Genomic DNA, 21,450 nt, shown 5'->3' on the forward strand with positions numbered 1-21,450 from the left:
TTGACTTAAAGATTAATTAAAAAAGAGGTTTGAAGATGACAATTAAACAATTAGTAGAAAAATTAGATTATACTTTAGTACAAGGTGATGTAGATAAAGAAATCACAACACTTGTATATGATTCAAGAAAAGTTGAAGAAGGTTCAGTGTTTGTATGTATTTCTGGAACTGTAAGAGATGCACATGAATTTATTCCAGACGTCGTACAAAAAGGCGCAGCATGTGTTGTTGTTGAAAAAGACGTAGAAGTAGATGAAAATGTTACAGTAATTAAAGTTGAGAATTCAAGAAAAGCATTAGCTTATATGTCTGCGGCATACTTTGGTTATCCTTCAAAAGAAATTAAAACTATTGGTATTACAGGAACTAAAGGCAAGACAACGACTACATACATGGTAAAATCAATTCTTGAATCTGCAGGTATTAAAACAGGTTTAATTGGTACAATAGAGACTATCATTGGAGATAAAAAAATTCCATCAGCTAATACTACTCCAGAATCATTTGTTGTTCAGAAATATTTTAGAGAAATGGTTGATGCTGGTTTAGATGCAGTTGTTATGGAAGTATCTTCACAGGCTTTAAAATTAAGTCGTGTAGAAGGATTTGTGTTTGATATAGGTGTATTTACTAACTTAGAACCAGATCATATTGGAACAAATGAACACAAAGATTTCGATGAATATACATATTGTAAGAGTTTATTATTTAGACAGTGTAAAAAAGGAATCTTTAACGGAGACAGTGAACATGTAGAAGAAATTTTAAAAGGTCACACATGTGATGTTTTAAAATTTGGTTACAATGATACAAATGATTTAGTTGCTAAAAATGTTGAATTAAAAAAAGCACATGGTGAATTAGGTGTTAAATATCATGTTTCAGGTGAATGTGATTTTGATGTAGAAGTAAATGTTCCAGGATCATTTAGTGTTTACAATTCATTAACTGCAATTGCAATTTGCAATTACTTTGAAATTAAACCAGAAATCATTCAAAAAGCTTTAAAAGATGTTACTGTTAAAGGAAGAATTGAAATCGTACCTGTAACAAAAAGATATACATTAATGATTGATTATGCACATAATGCAATGTCATTAGAAAGTCTTCTTAAAGCACTTAAAAAATATGAACCACAAAGATTAGTATGTTTGTTTGGTTGCGGTGGAAATCGTGCTAAAGCAAGACGTTTTGAAATGGGTGAGGTTTCATCTAAGCTTGCTGATTTAACAGTAATTACTTCGGATAATCCAAGAGATGAAGAACCAATGGACATTATTTCTGATATTTTAACAGGTGTTAAAAAAGCTGATGGCGAATATGTTACAATTCCAGATAGAAAAGAAGCTATTAAATATTGTATGGAAAATGCACAAGATGGCGATATCGTGGTTTTAGCAGGAAAAGGTCATGAGGATTACCAAGAGATTAAAGGTGTTAAACACCATATGGATGAGAGAGAACTTATTGCAGAAATTATTAAAGAAACCCCAAATTTGAATTTATAAGATGGCAAGGAGAAATATTATGTCAATTTTTAAAGGTGCAGGAGTTGCATTATTAACTCCATTTAATGATGATAAAACAATTAATTTTGAAGAGTTAGGAAAAATTATAGAAGATCAAATCGCTGGAGGCACAGATGCACTCATTGTTTGTGGAACAACTGGTGAACCAGCAACAATGTCTTATGAAGAAAGACAGCAGGTTATTGAGTTTGCAGTAAAAAAAGTAAATAAGAGAATTCCTGTAATTGCAGGTACAGGTGCTAATTCAACTAATACAGCTATTAAATTATCTAAACAGGCTAAAGAAGTTGGAGCTGATGCAATATTAGTTGTTACACCATTTTATAATAAATGTACTCAATCAGGTTTATATGAACATTATAAAGCTATTGCAACAGCTGTTGATTTACCAATCATTATGTATAATGTTCCATCAAGAACAGGATGTAATATTTTACCAGATACAGCAATTGCCTTAGCTAAAGAATTTGAAAATATAGTTGCAATAAAAGAAGCAAGTGGAGACATTTCTCAAATTGCTGATTTGGCTGCTAAAAATGATGGTGTGCTTGATATTTATTCAGGAAACGATGATCAGGTTATTCCAATCCTTTCGCTAGGTGGAATTGGAGTTATTTCTGTATTATCAAATGTTGCGCCAAAAGATACACATGATATGGTTATGAGCTATCTAGAAGGTAATACAAAGAAGGCATTATCATTACAGCTTAAATATTTAAATGTAATCCACGCTTTATTTAGTGAAGTTAATCCAATTCCAGTAAAATGGGCTGCAAACATAATGGGATACAATGCAGGAGGATTGAGATTACCACTTACAGAATTAGAAGAATCACATAAAAAAGAATTAGAGCTTGCAATGAAGAATGCATGTATTATATAATTCTTTAAGACATTATACTCCGGCTTTTATTAGTCGGGGTATTTTGTAGTTTATAAAGAAAGGATTAAAATCAATAAGTTTATGGGAAAAGAAGTATGGAAAGCTGGTAATATGTTAAATCCAGTACCAGCTGTAATGGTTAGTGTGGCTGATAAAGAAGGAAATGCCAATATTTTAACAGTTGCTTGGGCAGGTACAATTTGCACTAATCCACCAATGTTATCTATTTCAGTACGTCCAGAACGTTACTCATATCACATGATAAAAGAGACAAATGAATTTGTAGTTAACCTTACAACAAAAGATTTAGTAAAAGAAACTGATTTTTGTGGTGTAAAAAGTGGTAAAGATGTCGATAAATTTAAAGAACTAGGTTTGACTAAGAGTAAAATGGAACATGTATCGGCTCCAGGTATTGCAGAAAGTCCAGTAAACATAGAGTGTAAAGTAAGAAAAGTTGAAGAGCTAGGAAGTCATCATATGTTTATAGCGGACGTTGTTGGTGTAGTGGTTGACGATAAATATTTTGATGAAACAAACAGATTCCATATCAATGACACAAATTTAATCATGTATTCACATGGTGAGTATTTTGCATTAGGTGAGAAATTAGGAAAGTTTGGATACAGTATTAAAAAAAATAAAAAAGCTGTGAGTAAAAAAAATAAGAAAAGTAAAAATAATAAAATTAATAAGACCAAAAAGTAAAATAAAAATCTTATATTGTATTAAAGAACTCTCGAAAGAGAGGACTTTAACAATATAAGATAAATAAAAATTATAATTTTCTAATAGTTATTGAATCAAATTATCCATTAAATATTCGTAAATATCAGTATTTTTGTTTTTCCAATTTGTACAAACAGCATTAGCTTGTGCTTGAGAAGGAACAACTAAGGTAATATCTACTACCGCTTGATTATTAGAGTATACTTGTAAGTGTGCAGCATATTTTTGATTGTCGGTTTTATAATAATTAGCTCTAATAGAATTATCTTTCTTTAAATCGAATTTATTTTTTTCGAAATATTTTAGAATATCTTGCTCAACAGCTTCAGATATTTTATCTTTAAAATATCCTAAAGTTTCTCTACCAAAATCATTGATAGAGTATAAAGTATTAGAATGTGTTCGGGTGCCAAAAATTAATCCAGCTTTTTCAAGGTCTTGAATTATTTCCTGAACGTTAAAATAATTAGTATAATCAGCATCCAAGAAGAAATTAGTTATCTGCGAGTTAGATAGGGGAAAGTCTATTTTTTCTAACATATCTAGGATGATGAGCTTGTATAATGTATTTGGTTCAGCCATAATACCTCCAAAATAATATATGTATATATTAATAATTACTTTTTAAATGTAATAATTATTTTTAAAATAGTATTGAAAAGTAATAAAAAATCTGTTACACTACTTCTAGAAATATAGTAACACGATTGAAAATGTAAATCAAGTGATATGGTTTCAATTTTAAAGATGTTAACTCTTTTCAGAGTCAAGTCAGTTCAGACAAATTCCCAAACATTTTTTTTAGATAATACAACTAGAACGTTTGGAATAACAAGTATTTAGGCTATAGGAATGCTAGTTTATTGATGGTTGCTAGTAATTATAAATAATTAGTACTGTAACGTAAATCGTTAATATAAAAAAGTAAAAAAAACAATGTTCAATGAAAAATAGGAGAAGATAATGCGCGAGAAGTATGAAACTTTGTCTCTTTCTAGCTTGAAAGAGATTGCAAAAGCAAGAAAAATTAGAGGTTTTTCAACATTAAAGAAGGGAGAATTGATTGAAAGATTAGTAGAAGAAGATGCAAAGAGTAGCACTTCTAATCAGAATAATAAAGAAACGAGAAATATGTCTTCATATTCTTCATATTCTAATCAAACTAATGATATTCGATCAAGTTATTCTGCTTCAAACAATTACAATAAGGAGTATAAGACAGACAACTATCGAAATGATAATTACAGAGAATTAAATTCAAGAAATGATTATCGCAAAAATGATAGAACAGTAGAAATCAATTATTCGGATAATGGATCAAATGGTTATTCACGCGATAATAATGGTGGATATCAAAATAGATATGCATCATATAAGAACAATATTGATGAGAGAAGATTCTCAGATGATAATCAGTATGAGGTTAAAAAGAATAATGATAGAATGACACAATATAGAAATTCAAGAAATAATGATTATTCAGATAATCGTAAATATGCTAAGAATTCGCATCCAGATGACATTGCATCCATTAGAGAGGAAAATGCAGATTTAGATAGCGGATATACTGCAAATGGTATTCTTGAGGTTATGCCAGATGGATTTGGTTTTATCAGATCAGCTAACTACTTACCAGGTGATGAAGATGTTTATGTTGCACCATCACAGATTAGAAGATTTAATCTAAAAACAGGTGATATTGTTTGTGGTAATACGAGAATTAAAACACAAGGAGAAAAATTCTCTGCATTATTATATGTTACATCTGTTAATGGATATCCACCATCAGCTGCTATTGGTAGACCAAATTTTGAAGATTTGATACCAGTTTTCCCTGATGAAAGAATTCATCTAGAAAAACCAGGATGTTCACTTGCAATGAGAGTTGTAGATTTGATTTCACCAATCGGTAAAGGACAAAGAGGTATGATTGTGTCTCCACCAAAGGCTGGTAAAACAACTTTATTAAAAGATATTGCAAAATCAGTTACAGCTAATAATCCTGACATGCATTTGATTATTTTATTAATTGATGAAAGACCAGAAGAAGTAACAGATATTAAAGAATCAATTGTAGGAGAAAACGTAGAAGTTATCTATTCTACCTTTGATGAGTTACCAGAACATCATAAACGTGTTTCAGAAATGGTATTAGAAAGAGCTAAACGTTTAGTTGAACACAATCGTGATGTCATGATTTTATTAGATAGTATTACAAGATTAACAAGAGCATATAACTTAACAGTTTCACCTAGTGGTAGAACATTATCAGGTGGTTTAGATCCAGCTGCACTTCATATGCCAAAGAAATTCTTCGGAGCTGCTAGAAATATTAGAGAAGGCGGAAGTTTAACAGTATTAGCAACAGCATTAGTTGATACAGGAAGCCGTATGGATGATGTTGTATTTGAAGAATTTAAAGGAACTGGTAACATGGAAGTTGTTCTTGATAGAAAACTTTCAGAAAAGAGAATTTTCCCAGCTATTGATATTTCTAAATCTAGTACAAGACGTGAAGATTTGTTATTAGATAGTGATGAATATAAAGCTGTGGAAGAAATGAGAAAAGGATTAAGAGGAATGAAAGCAGATGATGCGGCTGAAATGATTCTTAATTTATTTAGTCGTACAGATGATAACGCAGAAGTTGTAGCTAAGGCTAAAACAATCAAGTTTTAGGGAAATATAGGAAACTATAATAAACTATAACAATAGAACATTTTTGTTGACTTATGAAAAATATCATGTTATAATAAGTCTGCTGTTTATCGGGATGTAAGCGGACGAAAGTGTCGTTCTTCGTTATAAGTATCATATACGGATCGGGTATACGGGTGCAGAAGAATGAAGCATAAATTAAACGATAAGAATATAAAAGAGGTGAAAAGCATGAGAAAAGGAATCCATCCAGATTACCATCAAGCAACTGTTACATGTAACTGTGGTAACACATTCGTAACAGGTTCTACAAAGCCAGAGATTCACGTTGAAATTTGTTCAAAATGTCATCCTTTCTACACAGGCCAGCAGAAAGCTAATAAGGCTCGTGGACGTATCGAACAGTTCAACAAGAAATACGGTATGAAATAGAATTAAGCAGTTATTTTATTACAAGGTTGAGGTTGTTGAATCTCAACCTTTTTGATTGTAACTGTGTTTATTTATAAATAATTAAAAATACGTTTAGTTATTTTTGATTTATATAGCCATTAATTTATTTTTTTAAAATTATGCAGCTATTAATTTATATATTATTAATTATATAGCCATTAATTTATATATTTTTTTCATTTACATAATTCCACGTTGTGATATAATACAATAGGTTAATATTGTTATACAAACGGAGGAGATTATGAAATATTCAGGTGTCGGAGGACAGGCTGTAATGGAGGGCGTGATGATGCGTAATAAGGATCATTATGCGGTTGCTGTACGAAAGCCTGACAATGAAATAGAAATAAAAGTATCAGAATATGAAGGAATAATTAAAAACAAGAAAATTAGAAAAATACCTATAATACGTGGAATAATTAGTTTTGTTGAGTCTTTATATTTAGGAATGTCAACGTTGATGTATTCTGCATCTTTTTTTGAGGAAGATGATAATAAAAAGAATAAAGATGTCAAAGAAGCTAAATGTGAAGAATCAAAACAAGAGACAATTATGATAGCGCTTACTGTGGCAACTTCGATTTTACTTGCTGTAGGATTATTTTTTGTTTTACCATACTTTGTGTCTATGCTTTTTGAAAAATACATTAAATCTAAAGTTTTAGTCGCTTTCCTAGAAGGGATGGTAAGACTTGTTATATTTTTATTATATATAAGTCTGATTTCTTTTACACCAGATATAAAGAGAGTATATATGTATCATGGTGCAGAACATAAGTGTATTAATTGTATAGAGCATGGTTATGAGCTTACAGTTGAGAATGTTAGAAAGAGTTCAAAACATCATAAGAGATGTGGAACTAGTTTTTTGATACTTGTGTTGATGATAAGTATAATATTTTTTATGTTTATACAATTTGATTCTCATATAGTTAAGCTTTTGATTCGTCTAGTTTGTATTCCACTTATCGCAGGTGTATCTTTTGAGGTTATTCAATTAGCTGGAAAGAAAGATAATAAATTTATTAATATAATAAGTGCACCAGGACTTTGGATGCAAAGAATTACAACAAAAGAACCAGATGATGATATGATAGAAGTTGGGATTGCTTCAGTTGAAGCAGTTTTTGATTGGAGTAAATGGCAAAAGGAACAGAGATTATATGACCTATAGAGAAGTTTTAGAGAGCGGAACTAAGCTTTTAGCAGAGGCAGGAATAACAGATGCTAAAAATGATGCTTGGCTTTTGCTTGAGATGGTATGTAAAATAGATAGAAATTATTATTATCTGCACATGTTAGATGATGTCCTGCCTGAGTACGCAAGAGAATACGATTTTGTTATTAGTAAAAGGGCTGAAAGAGTACCACTACAATATATAACAGGTGAGCAAGAATTTTATGGTTTAAATTTTAAAGTCAATAGTTCTGTGCTTATACCAAGACAAGATACAGAAACACTTGTGGAAGAAGCACTTAAGATTATTAAGCCTAATATGTCCGTGCTAGATATGTGTACAGGTAGTGGTTGTATTTTGATAAGTATTTTAAAGAATACTAAGGATGTAAGAGGTTTAGGTGTAGACATTTCTAAAAATGCGATTAATCTTGCAAAAGAAAATGCTAAACTAAATAACGTTGTTGCTGAGTTTGAGACAAGTGATTTGTTTGAAAATATTAAAGATAAGTTTGACGTTATTGTTTCTAATCCACCATATATTAGAACAGAAGAAATACAAAATCTTATGCCGGAGGTCGCAATGTTTGAGCCAATAGGGGCATTAGATGGAAAAGAAGATGGTTTGTATTTCTATCAAAAAATAGTCAGACATAGCAAAGATTTTTTGAATCATAAAGGTTATTTGATTTTTGAAATTGGATATGACCAAGGAAAGAGTCTTGATTTGCTTATGAATCAAGCAGATTTTAAAAACGTCCAAGTTATAAAAGATCTTGCGGGAAACGATAGAGTAGTTATTGGACAGTTAGAGTAGATTGATATTTTATTTTTTATAAATAAAGATTGCAATGTGAAAGAAAGGAATACAGTGTAATTATGTTATTTGATAAGTTAGATGATACAGTTAGACATTATGAAGAATTAATGAATACATTAAGTGAGCCTGATGTCGCAAGTGATACTAATCGTTTTAGAAAGCTTATGAAAGAACAAAGCGATTTAATGCCAATCGTTGAGACTTATAAGCAGTATAAAGAGTGTCAGCAAAATATTGATGATTCATTAGAAATTTTAAGTGAAGAATCAGATGAGGAAATGAAAGAATTAGCTAAAATGGAGTTAAATGAATCTAAAGAAAATTTAGAAACATTAGCTCAGAAATTAAAGATTTTACTTCTTCCAAAAGATCCTAACGATGATAAGAACGTTATTGTTGAAATTAGAGCAGGTGCAGGTGGAGATGAAGCTGCTTTATTTGCTGCAGAAATTTATAGAATGTACCTTCACTATGCTGAAACACAGAATTGGAAAGTTGAAACTTTAGAAGTTGAAGAAATCGGTATAGGTGGAATGAAAAAGGTTAACTTCATGTTAAGTGGACCTAGTGTATATTCAAAAATGAAATATGAATCAGGTGTTCATCGTGTTCAACGTGTGCCAGCTACAGAGTCAGCAGGTAGAATTCATACATCAACAATTACTGTTGCAGTTATGCCAGAAGCAGAAGATGTTGATATTCAAATCGATGAAAAAGATATTCGTATTGACGTAATGAGAGCTTCAGGTAACGGTGGTCAGTGTGTAAATACAACAGATTCGGCTGTTCGTTTAACTCACTATCCAACAGGTATTGTAATTTATAGCCAGACTGAAAAATCTCAGATTCAAAACAAAGCTAAGGCGTTTGCATTATTAAAAACAAAATTATATGATTTAGAGTTACAAAAGAAACAAGATGCAGAGTCTGCAGAAAGATTAAGCCAAATTGGTACAGGTGACCGTTCTGAAAAGATTCGTACATACAATTTCCCACAGGGACGTGTAACAGATCATAGAATTAATTTAACATTATATAAATTAGATAAGATTTTAAATGGAGATATTGCTGAAATTTTAGATGCATGTATAGCTGCTGATCAGGCAAAGAAATTAAGCAAGATGGGTGAAGATTAAAAAAAAGATTGTAGTGTTTTGCTACAATCTTTTTTTAAAATAAGATAATTATTAGGAGATAAATATGGCAAAGAAATTTTATGCTGTTCGTAAAGGATATAAAACAGGAATTTTTAATACTTGGGGAGAATGTGAAAAAGCCGTTAAAGGTTTTAAAGGTGCTATGTATAAGAGCTTTTTGACATTAGAAGAAGCAAAAAATTATTTAGGTGATAGTTCATCTGGCAAAATAGATGAAAGTTTACCATTTGCTTTTGTTGATGGATCATTTAATATTGCTACAGGTGTATATGGATATGGCGGTTTTTTACAATACAATGATAAACGCTATATATTGCAGGGAAACGGAAAAGATGAAGAAATGGCAAGTATGAGAAATGTTTCGGGAGAAATATTAGGAAGTATGGCAGCCATGGAAAAAGCTGTTAAGCTTGGAATTAAAGAAATTAATATTTATTATGATTATATGGGTATTGAAATGTGGGCTAAAGGTGAATGGAAAAGAAATAAGAAAGGTACCATAGCGTATTATGATTTCTACAATTCAATTAAAGCTGACCTTAAAGTTAATTTTGTAAAAGTAAAAGGTCATTCTGGAATTGAAGGAAATGAAGAAGCTGATAGACTTGCAAAAGAAAGTGTAGGAATATAATATATACTTAAAGCTCAATAAAAATGTACAAATAAAAATAAGAGAGGAATAGTTATGGGTAAGTTTAAAGTAGAATTAAAAAAGGTTGTAGATGATAGTTATGATATCTTAATTGGTCATAATTTAAAAAGGACATTAGTTGAAGATATTAGTAATGGACTTTTGGGAAAAATCAAGAAATTTGCAATTATAACAGACACCAATGTTTTAGATATATATGCACAACCAATTTATGATTTATTAGTTGAAAAAAATTATAAAGCGGATATATTTATTGTTCAGGCTGGTGAAAAAAGTAAAACTAGAGAAACAAAAAGCAAAATTGAGGATGCAATGCTCGAAAAAGGTTATAGAAGAGATTGTGCAGTGATTGCAATAGGAGGCGGAGTTGTATCTGATTTAGCAGGTTTTTTAGCAGGTACTTATGGTAGAGGAGTGCCTTTTATTACCTATGCTACAACTCTTTTAGCAGCTGCAGATGCTTCAATTGGCGGGAAAACTGCTGTAGATACTCCTCTTGCAACCAATTTAATTGGTCTTTTTAATCAACCTAAGAAAGTGTATATTGATTTAGAAGCATGGAAGACATTACCAGATCGACAGATGTATAGTGGAATGGCAGAAACAATTAAACATGCATGCATGGCAAGTAAGGAATTATTTGATTTTTTACAGAAAAACATGGAAAAAATATATTCTAACGATATCACAGCCTGTGAATACATAGCTAATTACAATTGTGAAATTAAATATAAAGTTGTAATGAAAGATGAGAGGGAAAGCGGATTAAGAGAAGTTTTAAACCTAGGACATACTTTCGGAAGAGCAATTGAGACAGTAAGTGATTATAGATTATTACATGGAGAAGCAGTTGCTATTGGTTTAGTTGCACAAGCGTATTTAGCTAAAGAAAAAGGTTATATGACTGAAAGTGATGTCAAAAAGGTTATAGCTCTCTTGAAAAAGGCTAATCTACCAACAGAAATTCCAGAATACATAGATAGAGAAAAATTAATTGAAAAATTATATACAGATAAAAAAGTCAGAGATGGCAAGTTAAGATTTGTGTTAGAAAAAGGAATTGGTGATGTCGTTTGTTTTGGCGAAAATCTTTATGCAACGCCTATTAGTGAGGAAGAAATAAGAAATATTATTAACAATTATTTTGAATAAATAAAGCTGTTTGCATGAAACACAAAAAGTATTATAATGATAATATGTAATATTTTTTAGGTATTGGAGGAGTAAAGTGAATAAACAAGAGAGAAGTTATTTGGAACTATTGTCGTGCACGTTTCCAACAATTGAGGCTGCATCGACAGAAATTATTAACTTACAATCAATTTTAAATTTACCTAAAGGAACAGAACATTTTATGTCTGATATCCATGGTGAATTTGAGGCTTTTTCACATGTGCTAAAAAATGGGTCAGGCGCAATAAGGAAAAAGATAGAAGATGTTTTTGGACATTCGTTAACTACAACGGATAAATCTGCGTTAGCTACGCTTATTTATTATCCAAAAGAAAAAATGGAACTTGTAAAAAAGAAAGAAACAGATATGGATAATTGGTATAAAATCACGTTATATCGATTAATTGAAGTGTGTAAAACTGTTTCGTCAAAATATACAAGATCAAAAGTTAGAAAAGCGTTGCCACCAGATTACGCGTATGTTATTGAAGAATTAATAGCCGAAAAGCCAGAAGTTTTAAATAAAGAGGCATATTATGAAGCTATTGTTAATACGATCGTTGAATTAGGCAATGCAGAAAACTTTATTGTTGCATTAGCTGAATTGATTCAAAGATTAGTTATAGATAGACTTCATGTTATTGGAGATATTTATGATAGGGGTTCTGGATCTCATTTAATAATGGATAGATTATGCAAATATCATTCTTTAGATATTCAATGGGGTAATCATGATGTATTATGGATGGGCGCAGCAATTGGTAACAAGGCATGCATCGCTAGCGCAATTAGAAATAGTATTCGCTATGGTAATCTTGACATGTTAGAAGAAGGATATGGAATAAACATGTTACCACTTGCAACATTTGCTATGGATGTTTATAAAAAAGATCCATGTACAAGGTTTGTTTTAAAAGGTGAAGTGGCAGCAACAGAAGTTGAAACAGAGCTAGTTAAAAAAATGCATAAAGCAATTGCAATTATTAAGTTCAAACTTGATGGACAGTTAGCTAAGAAATATCCCCAGTTTGGTATGACAGAAAGAAGTATGCTTGATCAGATTGATTATGAGCATGGTTGTGTAATTATAGATGGAAAAAAATATCAAATGAGAGATATGCATTTTCCTACTGTTGATCCCAATGATCCAACGAAGCTTACACCAGAAGAGGAAGATGTTATGAATCATTTGCAGTCGTCTTTCATTCATTGTGAGAAACTTCAAAAACATATGAAACTTTTAATGAAAAAAGGAAATATGTATAAAACTTTTAACGGAAATCTTCTTTATCATGGTTGTATGCCAATGAACGAAGATGGAACATTTGCTAAAGTTTGGGTGTTTGGAAAAGAATACAAGGGTAAAGAATTATATGATGTAATTGAATCATATGTTAGAAAAGCTGTTTTTTCTGTTGACAGAAAAGAAAAAGAACAAGCTGAAGATATCTTTTGGTTCTTATGGACGGGACCTAGGTCACCATTGTATGGCAGAGATAAAATGGCAACGTTTGAAAGATATTTTTTAGATGATCCAGAAGTTAAAAAAGAATATAAAAACGAATATTATCAGCGCCTAGATAAGGCAGAGACTGCGTCAACAATATTAAAAGAATTTGGGTTATCACCAAAGAATGGCCATATAATAAATGGTCATGTCCCAGTTCATAGGATTGATGGGGAAAAACCTGTTAAATGTGAGGGAAAATTAATTATCATTGATGGTGGTTTTTCAAAAACGTATAGAAAAGAAACTGGAATTGCGGGATATACGCTTATTTATAATTCATATGGTTTAACTCTTGCAGCACATGATCCATTTGTTTCTAGAGAAGAGGCTGTATCAAATGAAATTGACATTGCATCACGTCAAGAAGCTGTTCAATATACAGATCGAAGAATTTTAGTTGGAGATACTGATAATGGAAAGCAGATGAAATGCCGAATTAAAGAATTGAAGGCTCTTATAGAAGCATATAGATTAGGTGAAATTAAGGAGAAAACAAAATAATGCCAATTGTAGATGATTTTAATTTTGAAGATGACCAAGAAGCTTTAAAAGCAAAAAAAGAAGTTGAAGGAATTAAATATGTTAAAACAAAGGGAAATTTAGAAAATGTTAATCATATAATTAAAATATATTCTATGCTAATTGAAAAAGAATATTTTTCAACATTAGTCGGAATTAATTTTATGGTTTCTCTTAGAAAAAAAGCTATTGAGTTAGGTGCTAAAGAAGAGCAGCTTCCAACAATTTTTGTCCCTAAAAAAAAGGAGATAGAAGTTGATGATGGAAAAGCCGCTAGACGAGAATTGGCTCAATTCAAAAAACATATGGTTTCTAAAGAAGAATTTAATTCTGTAAAAAAGAAAAAGAGATTCTTCACTTTTTTGACTGTTATTTTTGGACTTTCAATAATTGGAATGTTTGCAATAATGTTTTATACTAGATCAACAACGACTATTGTTAATTATGAAACTAAGATTATTAACAAGTATGAGGCATGGAATAAAAAGTTAAACAAAAAGGAAAAAGAGTTAAACAAAAAAGCACAATATCTTAACTCTTTAGAAAAAAAGATTAAAAAGATTCAAAACGAATCAGATAATAAAAAAGATAGTGTAGTGGATGATAATAAGACAACTATCGATAATAAAACAGAAAGTAATGGCACAAATTAAAAAAGTATATACGTAAGGATTGGGTCCATCTTAGAGTACTTACATTCATGGAGGTGCATAAGATGGACTTTTTGTTCACATTTTTTTCATAGGAGTAGAATATACTAGTGAGGAATAAAGATAGCGAGGTACGATTATGGATAAATTAAAAATATTAGTAGTAGATGATGAAGCAAGAATGAGAAAATTGGTAAAAGATTTTTTGGTTAGACAAGATTACGAAGTGTTAGAAGCAGGGGACGGAGAGGAAGCATTAAAAGTTTTCTATGAAAATAAAGATATTGCTGTTATAATTTTGGATATTATGATGCCAAAAATGAATGGTTGGGAGGTTTGTAAAGAAATTAGAGAATCTTCAAAAGTTCCAATTATAATGTTGACAGCAAAAGGCGATGAATCAGATGAGTTAATGGGATTTAATCTTGAAGTAGATGAATATATAACAAAGCCATTTTCACCAAAGATTTTAGTCGCTAGGGTTGGAGCTATAATCCGCAGAACAACTCAAAAAGATTCGGAAGATATTTATGAGATGAGTGGAATTAAATTAGATAAAAGCGCACATTCTTTAGAAATAGATGGAGAACCAGTATATTTAAGTTTTAAAGAATTTGAACTTTTATTGTATTTTATGGAAAATGCTGGCATTGCATTATCTAGAGATAAAATTTTAGATAATGTATGGAATTATGATTATTATGGTGATGCTAGAACGATAGATACTCATGTTAAAAAACTCAGAAATAAAATGGGAAAAAAAGGTGAGCTTATCAAAACTATTTGGGGTATGGGTTATAAGTTTGATGTAAAAAAACAATAATCTATTTTTAGGGAGATATATAAATAAGTTTAAAGTTATATGGAGAGACACATGGAAGATATTTTAAAGAAGAAAAGAGCCCCTCTTACAATTCAATTAATAGTAACAATGGTTGGGCTAGTTGCTGGTACTGTTTTGTTGTGTGCGTTTATAAACAGTACTTGTCTAGAACATTTTTATATTTATAAAAAAGAAAGTTCAATCATTGAAGGATTTAAAGTTATTAATAAGGCGGCAAATGATAATTATTTATCCTCAAGTAAGTTTGATATTCAATTTGAGTCCTTGTGTGCGAATAAAAATCTTACAATTGCGATAGTAGGAAGCGATAAAACGACAATCAGATCGTCATCAACAAATGAATCATACATATTTATGCAAATTAATGACATGATTTATGGAGATGATGACAACGCAATTGTATTAAAAAAAGAAAAAAATTATGTACTACAAAGAAGATTTGATGATAGAATGAATGCTTATTTTTTGACTCTATACGGGAAATTAAATGATGGTTCAACAATCTTTATGAGAACACCATTAGAAAGTATTAGGGAAAGTGCACAATTGACTAATTTTTTCTTTGAGTGCGTAGGCGGAATGTGTGTAGTAGGAAGTACTATTATAATCATTTTTATTTCGAAGAGAATATCTAGACCAATACTTCAATTATCAAAAATTTCAAAAGAAATAACCAATTTAAATTTTGATGCAAAATACAATAGTTGCATGTTAAGTAGTAGAGAAACTGATGAATTAGGTAATAATATGAATATTTTATCAGATACATTACAAAGAGTTATTTCAGAATTAAAAGAAGCAAATAATGAATTAATGCGGGATCTTGAAAAAAAAGAAAAGATTGATGAAATGAGAAAAGAATTTTTGTCAAATGTTTCGCATGAATTAAAGACACCTCTTGCTTTGATTCAAGGATATGCTGAGGGATTAAAGGAATGTATTAATGATGATCCAGAAAGCAAGGAGTATTATAGTGAGGTTATTATAGATGAAGCTGCCAAAATGAATAAAATGGTCCAAAAATTACTTACATTAAATCAGTTAGAATTCGGAAATGATATGGTTGAAATGAAAAGGTTTGATTTAAAAGAATTAGTTGACGGAATTGTAAGCACATCAAGTTTAATGGCATCACAAAATGGTATAACAATAACATTTGATGAAGACAAACCAGTTTATGTTTGGGGAGATGAATTTAAAGTAGAAGAAGTAATTTCTAATTTTTTAAGTAATGCAATTCATTATGCTAAATATGATAAAAAAATAGAAATTAATATTGAAGCGAAGGAGGATGTGATAAGAACAACTGTATTTAATACAGGAGATTTAATCCCAGAAGAGGAGATAGAAAAAGTGTGGATTAAATTTTATAAAGTTGATAAGGCAAGAACTCGGGAGTACGGTGGATCGGGTATAGGTTTATCAATTGTAAAGGCTATAATGGATTCGTTTAGACAAAAATGTGGAGTAGAAAACAGAGAAAATGGAGTTGCATTTTGGATGGAACTTCAACGAGCATAGGACAAAAAGTTTTTAAAATGTTTATAAATTAAGAATATTCGGAAGGTTAAAAAACTAGTGGATTATTACGATAACTAAAGTAGAATTATTATCGTTGTCGAAGCCTTTTTAAGAAAGGTTTGAGGTGACATGTTTAGAAGTGATTTTTCATAAAAGTAAAAGCGGAGGAATACTATGAATAACAAAAAAGGTATACTCTTAGCATTACTACTTTCAAATTCGTTACTTTTAAGTGGTTGCGTAGTAACTCCACTAATTGAATTAACCGATGAAGAAAATGATTTGATTACTAATTACTCGGCTAAAGTAGTAGCTAAATATAATACTTATCAAAAAGATGGTTTGAATTGTACTTTGCCAGATCCTGAACAAGAACGTGCTACGGAAGAAAAGAAAACTGATACGAAAAATGAGAAAGAGGAAACAGAGAAAAATGAACAGAAAAGCACTGAGACGTCTGATAAGAAAGAGATTGAAGAAGGTAATCAATCGACACAAGAAAATCAGGGAACGACTTCGTCGGTAAGTTTAGCAAAAGTTATTGGGCATGAGAATGAGTTGACTATAACACGTACTAATACGACGACAGCAAATAGTTTGAGTGAAAAAGGTGTATATTCTATTTCGGCAAAACAGGGTATGACCTATGCTGTAATTCACTTGAAAGTTACAAACAATACAGGTTCGAATATAACGCTTAATAATCTTATGACAAAGATTGATGTTACAGCAAAAATCAATGGAAATGCTTGTCAGCCGATGAAGAGCTTACTTTCGAATGATTTCTTTACTTATACAGGTACAGTAACAGCTAATAGTTCTATAGATATGGTAATGCTTTATGAAATACCTAGTGATGCGGCAGCAGGTGTAGGTGGAATTTTGTTAGAGGCGACTGTAGATGGAACAAAAAGTGCTGTCAAATTATAAAAATAACGAGTGTTTGACGATATATACGGTATAAAAGATGTATAGATGGGGTCAGAGCTCGGGGAGGAGACTAAATGGATACAAATATTCTATTAGAATCAGGAACCAATGAATTAGAATTATTAGAGTTCACTTTAGGTGATAATCATTATGGAATTAACGTAGCCAAAATTAGAGAAATTTTACAATATCAGCAAATTACGCCAGTTCCAAATTCGCATCCATGTGTAGAAGGTATTTTTATGCCTAGAGATACTATGATTACTGTTATAAGTTTGAAAAAATGTTTAGGTTTGCCAGAAACAAAGGGTGAGGGCCTTTTCATAATTACTAATTTTAATAAATTAAATGTAGCGTTTCATGTTGATCAAGTATTGGGAATACATCGTGTATCTTGGGATGCAATTATTAAACCAGATGCAACAATAAATGCTCAGGATACTAGTACATCGACAGGTGTTATCAAGTTAGGAGCTAAGTTGGTTGTTATTTTGGATTTCGAGTCTATCGTTTCAGGTATCAGTCCAGAGACTGGTTTGCGTGTATCTGATGTTGACATGATGAAAGAAGAAAGAAGTCGTAGTGATTCAACAATTCTCATTGCTGAAGATTCTCCATTATTAAGTAAACTTATTACAGATTGTTTAAAGAAAGCTGGATATACGAGTCTTATTATAAATGGAAATGGTCAAGAAGCTTGGGATCGTTTAAGAGCAATGAAGAAAGAAGGAAATGTTGCCAAGAAAGTTGATTGTATTGTTACGGATATTGAGATGCCTATGATGGATGGACATAGATTGACTAAGTTAGTTAAGAGTGATGATGAAATGAAAGAAATACCATTAATTATATTCTCTTCACTCGTAAATGATGAGATGAGAAGAAAGGGAGAGTCTTTAGGTGCTGATGCACAATTGACAAAACCAGAGATTGGTCAGCTTGTATCAGCGATTGATGGCTTGATAGAAAAAGCACGTGGGTAATGGTTAGTCTAGTTTAATGTAGAAAATAATGAAGGATGTGATACAAGTGTCACATCCTTTTTCACTAAAAAGGATAGAAAATGTGTTATGTTTAATGGGAAAAATATGAAAATATCAAAGAATTGGAGGTAGAGTAGAAAATGTCAAAACATCCTGAAGAGGATTATCTTGATGATTTATTGAAATCAATGGATGAAACAGATAGTAATTCTGCTATTAATAGAGCTGAATCGTCTGCTCTATCTGCAAGCATTGATAGGGAGTTAGATCCTTCTAGAACATTTAGTAGAAAATCAGCTGATGATTTTTTAAAAGAATTTAATGATGAACTTGAGCAAGCTACTAGCAGTTCATTTTCAGATAAACTAGAAAAAGAAATAGATGAATTTGAAAAAATTATAGATACTACGTCTAAACGCTCAAATGTAAAGAAAAATGATGATATTTTTCAGACAGATGATGGTAAAGAAATTGCAGAATTGTTAAATAGGACAGATGGAACTAAAGTAATTGAAGACGTAGATGATATTAAAGAACAAAATGTAGACGATGACGAAAATAATAGGTTAGAAGATTTTGTTTCGTCACTTGATGAAAGTGATGAAATAGGACTAGAAGCTGATTTGAACTTAAATGATATCCAAAATACTGACGAGTTCTCTGAATTAGATGATCTTTCTCTTGATGAATCAGATGAAAATATAAATACTTTAGAAGATTTAGAATTAAAGGAAGGCGAAGAAGAGTTAAAAGCAGAGGATATACAGTTAAATGAGATTGAAGAGCCAGAAAATGAGGTTGATACATTAAATTTAGATTTAGACGCTGGTGAAGATGAATCATTAGAGGCAGATATACAAGAATCGTTTGACGATTTAGTCAGTCAACTTGGAAATGAAGAAATAGATGAAGATGAATCACAAGAACCTCAAGAGCCAGATTCCGAGCCAGAGCCAGAGCCAGAACTCGAGCCAGAGCCAGAACTCGAGCCAGAGCCAGAACTCGAGCCAGAACTCGAGTCAGAGCCAGACCCCGAGTCAGAGCCAGAATTAGAATCAGAGCTAGAGTCAGAACCAACGGATTCATCGGATAGTAAAGAAGGTGAAATTGATTTGGCAGATAAAGAAAATGAATCAATCGAAGAATTGTTAGACGATTCGAATTTAGATTTAGAATTAGATGATTTAGATAATTTGTTCAAAGATGACGAACAAGGAGCATCAGATGAATTAAATTTAGAAGCAGAGTCATTAGATGATGCATCAGAACCAAGTTTAGATGAATTAGCAGAAGGTTTATCAAATCTTGAAACAGAAGATCCATCTGCTGATGATGAACAAGAAGATTCAGATGATGAAGAAAATAAAAAAGGTAAAAAGAAAAAAGGCAAAAAGAAAAAAGATAAAGGCGAAGATGGAGAAAAAAAAGGTGGATTTTTCTCTCGTCTAGTAGGAATGTTATTTGGACCTGATGAAGAGGAAGAAGACAAACCAAATGCTACAGGAGCAGCAAATGTAGGAGAATTATCAGAGGAAAATGCTGCAATTTTAGCAGAACTTGGTATGAGTGGCGATGAAGGAGGAGATTCCTCAAAAGGCAAGAAGAAAAAAGAGAAAAAGAAAAAAGAAAAGAAAGAAAAGCCAAAGAAGGAAAAGAAAGAAAAACCAAAGAAAGAAAAGAAAGAAAAACCAAAGAAAGAAAAGAAGCCAAAAGAAGTAGATAACACTCCACCATTACCAAAAGGTCCAGTTATAACAATTTGGATTATGGCATTGTCTATATTAGCCTTCATTTATCTTGGAACAAACTTGATTAGGAAAGATATGCTTTTAAAGACAGCTAGGCAATCATTTGAACAAAAGAAGTATTCACAAGCATATCGCGAGTTATCAGGCTTAACGTTGAAACAAGATGATGAAAAGATGTATGCAAAAGCTGAAATGTTTGCAAGTATTGAAGGTAGATATAAAGCATTTTCAACTTTCTATGGAGCACATAAATATGATATGGCACTAGATGCACTTGTATGTGGTAAAGGCAGATGCGAAAATTATAAGGAGTTAGCTCATAAACTAAAATGTGAAAAAGAATTAGAAGAGTTAGAAAATCAAATTGATGCCGCTTTACAAGATTCATTTGGGGTATCGCCAGAACAGGCTAAGCAGTGGTATAATATAGGAGATTGGGATCAATATTCCATTGAAATATATAAGAAAGTAAGAGAATTAGGCTTACTTGAAAGTTAGGAGACCACTACTATGATAGCAATTATTGACTACAATGCTGGCAATTTAAAAAGTGTAGAAAAAGCATTTGTTTCGCTGAAAGAAGAATGTGTTGTTACAAGAGATTTAAACACTATTCTTTCAGCAGACAAAGTTGTATTGCCAGGTGTCGGCGCTTTTGGAAAAGCAATGGCACAATTAAAAAAATATGAACTTGACAAGGCTATAAAAGATGTAGTTCAAGAAGGTAAACCTTTCTTGGGTATATGTCTTGGACTACAACTTTTATTTGAAGGAAGTGAAGAAAGTAGCGGCGTTGAGGGATTAGATATTTTAGATGGACAAATTATACGTATTCCATCAAAAGAAGGAATTAAGATTCCTCATATTGGATGGAACAGTTTAGATATCGCAAAAGATGCGCGATTATTTAAAGGACTAGGAGTAAATCCATACGTATATTTTGTTCATTCTTATTATTTAAAAGCAAAAGATGAAAGCATAGTTAAGGCAACAACAGACTATGGGGTGAATATTCATGCATCGGTAGAAAAAGATAATGTATTTGCGTGTCAATTTCATCCAGAAAAAAGTAGCAGTGTAGGTTTGAAAATTTTGGAGAATTTTTGTAATATACAATAATGACCTAAAGAGTGTAATATTGAAAATTAAATGGTACGTTAGAGAAAGAAAGACTAACTATTAAAAGTCAAGTTAAAAAATGATATTTTTTGATTAAAGTGCAGAAATGCATTTTAGATATATTTTGAACTCAGTTGGAGTTCTATGAACCTTGAAAACTGCATGACAAAAAGAGCATCTATGTAGGTGCTCAAAAAAGGAGTATTGAATTAGAAAAAGTTAAGATGCTTTAATGTATTGCTGATTTGTTTTTTCGAGATGATAAATGACTCGTACTAGCTTTTTTACAGCGTGAGATAGAGCAACATTATAATGTTTACCTTCGGCTCGCTTCTTGGCTAGATATTCAGCAAAAGTTGGATCCCAATGACAGACATATTTGGCCGCATTAT

General features: G+C 31.3%; 19 protein-coding genes and 1 pseudogene. 18 read left to right on the top strand and 2 right to left on the bottom strand.

Annotated features, from left to right (window positions below; all coding sequences use genetic code 11):
• Positions 1-35: 35 nt before the first annotated feature.
• From BMY79_RS04440 to BMY79_RS04450, 3 genes are all read left to right on the top strand, one after another.
• A complete protein-coding gene (locus BMY79_RS04440) occupies positions 36-1,508 on the top strand; it encodes a UDP-N-acetylmuramoyl-L-alanyl-D-glutamate--2,6-diaminopimelate ligase (RefSeq protein ID WP_074730475.1) in 1,473 nt (490 codons plus the stop codon).
• Positions 1,509-1,527: 19 nt separating this feature from the next.
• Positions 1,528-2,412, top strand: a complete 885-nt coding sequence (gene dapA / locus BMY79_RS04445; protein WP_022747633.1) for a 4-hydroxy-tetrahydrodipicolinate synthase — start codon at positions 1,528-1,530, stop codon at positions 2,410-2,412.
• Positions 2,413-2,493: 81 nt separating this feature from the next.
• Positions 2,494-3,120, top strand: a complete 627-nt coding sequence (locus BMY79_RS04450; protein WP_029067473.1) for a flavin reductase family protein — start codon at positions 2,494-2,496, stop codon at positions 3,118-3,120.
• 87 nt (positions 3,121-3,207) lie between these two features.
• Here the strand turns inward: BMY79_RS04450 and BMY79_RS04455 are convergent, their stop codons facing one another.
• The gene (locus BMY79_RS04455; protein WP_022747630.1) at positions 3,208-3,723 is read right to left on the bottom strand and encodes a DUF4364 family protein; all 516 of its coding nucleotides are present in this window, start codon (positions 3,721-3,723) and stop codon (positions 3,208-3,210) included.
• 381 nt (positions 3,724-4,104) lie between these two features.
• On the opposite strand from BMY79_RS04455, the gene rho reads away from it, so the two are divergent.
• The 15 genes from rho to hisH all read left to right on the top strand — a co-directional run bounded on the left by rho (position 4,105) and on the right by hisH (position 21,058).
• Positions 4,105-5,820, top strand: coding sequence for a transcription termination factor Rho (rho, locus tag BMY79_RS04460; RefSeq protein ID WP_022747629.1), 1,716 nt, complete (start codon positions 4,105-4,107; stop codon positions 5,818-5,820).
• Between the two features lie 210 nt (positions 5,821-6,030).
• The gene (rpmE, locus tag BMY79_RS04465; RefSeq protein ID WP_027422126.1) at positions 6,031-6,231 is read left to right on the top strand and encodes a 50S ribosomal protein L31; all 201 of its coding nucleotides are present in this window, start codon (positions 6,031-6,033) and stop codon (positions 6,229-6,231) included.
• A 265-nt stretch (positions 6,232-6,496) separates the two neighbouring features.
• Positions 6,497-7,429, top strand: coding sequence for a DUF1385 domain-containing protein (locus tag BMY79_RS04470; protein WP_074730476.1), 933 nt, complete (start codon positions 6,497-6,499; stop codon positions 7,427-7,429).
• Entirely contained in the window at positions 7,419-8,249 is an 831-nt protein-coding gene (gene prmC, locus BMY79_RS04475; RefSeq protein WP_074730477.1) for a peptide chain release factor N(5)-glutamine methyltransferase, read from the top strand. Before BMY79_RS04470 ends, prmC begins: the two co-directional genes overlap by 11 nt.
• Positions 8,250-8,311: 62 nt before the next feature.
• A complete protein-coding gene (prfA, locus tag BMY79_RS04480) occupies positions 8,312-9,388 on the top strand; it encodes a peptide chain release factor 1 (RefSeq protein WP_022747623.1) in 1,077 nt (358 codons plus the stop codon).
• 64 nt (positions 9,389-9,452) lie between these two features.
• On the top strand, positions 9,453-10,040 hold the full coding sequence (locus BMY79_RS04485) for a ribonuclease H1 domain-containing protein (protein ID WP_022747622.1): 588 nt from the start codon (positions 9,453-9,455) through the stop codon (positions 10,038-10,040).
• 54 nt (positions 10,041-10,094) lie between these two features.
• Positions 10,095-11,213 (top strand): 3-dehydroquinate synthase, encoded by a 1,119-nt coding sequence (gene aroB / locus BMY79_RS04490; RefSeq protein WP_022747621.1) that lies wholly within the window; start codon positions 10,095-10,097, stop codon positions 11,211-11,213.
• Between the two features lie 76 nt (positions 11,214-11,289).
• Positions 11,290-13,245, top strand: a complete 1,956-nt coding sequence (locus tag BMY79_RS04495) for a fructose-bisphosphatase class III (RefSeq protein WP_022747619.1) — start codon at positions 11,290-11,292, stop codon at positions 13,243-13,245.
• Positions 13,245-13,916: a hypothetical protein gene (locus BMY79_RS04500; RefSeq protein WP_022747618.1), complete on the top strand. Its 672-nt coding sequence runs from the start codon at positions 13,245-13,247 to the stop codon at positions 13,914-13,916. Before BMY79_RS04495 ends, BMY79_RS04500 begins: the two co-directional genes overlap by 1 nt.
• Positions 13,917-14,052: 136 nt before the next feature.
• Positions 14,053-14,736, top strand: coding sequence for a response regulator transcription factor (locus BMY79_RS04505; protein ID WP_022747617.1), 684 nt, complete (start codon positions 14,053-14,055; stop codon positions 14,734-14,736).
• A 51-nt stretch (positions 14,737-14,787) separates the two neighbouring features.
• Positions 14,788-16,278, top strand: a complete 1,491-nt coding sequence (locus BMY79_RS04510; protein WP_034226223.1) for a HAMP domain-containing sensor histidine kinase — start codon at positions 14,788-14,790, stop codon at positions 16,276-16,278.
• Between the two features lie 174 nt (positions 16,279-16,452).
• Positions 16,453-17,208 (top strand): DUF4352 domain-containing protein, encoded by a 756-nt coding sequence (locus BMY79_RS04515; RefSeq protein WP_074730478.1) that lies wholly within the window; start codon positions 16,453-16,455, stop codon positions 17,206-17,208.
• 74 nt (positions 17,209-17,282) lie between these two features.
• On the top strand, positions 17,283-18,191 hold the full coding sequence (locus BMY79_RS04520) for a chemotaxis protein (RefSeq protein WP_022747613.1): 909 nt from the start codon (positions 17,283-17,285) through the stop codon (positions 18,189-18,191).
• A gap of 140 nt (positions 18,192-18,331) precedes the next feature.
• The gene (locus tag BMY79_RS12145; RefSeq protein ID WP_074730479.1) at positions 18,332-20,437 is read left to right on the top strand and encodes a hypothetical protein; all 2,106 of its coding nucleotides are present in this window, start codon (positions 18,332-18,334) and stop codon (positions 20,435-20,437) included.
• A gap of 12 nt (positions 20,438-20,449) precedes the next feature.
• Positions 20,450-21,058, top strand: coding sequence for an imidazole glycerol phosphate synthase subunit HisH (gene hisH / locus BMY79_RS04530; protein WP_022747611.1), 609 nt, complete (start codon positions 20,450-20,452; stop codon positions 21,056-21,058).
• Between the two features lie 219 nt (positions 21,059-21,277).
• Here hisH and BMY79_RS12550 read toward each other — a convergent pair.
• A pseudogene (locus BMY79_RS12550) lies at positions 21,278-21,450 on the bottom strand (IS110 family transposase); the annotation flags it as partial.

The sequence above is a fragment of the Lachnobacterium bovis genome, assembly GCF_900111325.1.
In the GTDB taxonomy this organism is placed as follows: domain Bacteria; phylum Bacillota; class Clostridia; order Lachnospirales; family Lachnospiraceae; genus Roseburia; species Roseburia bovis_A.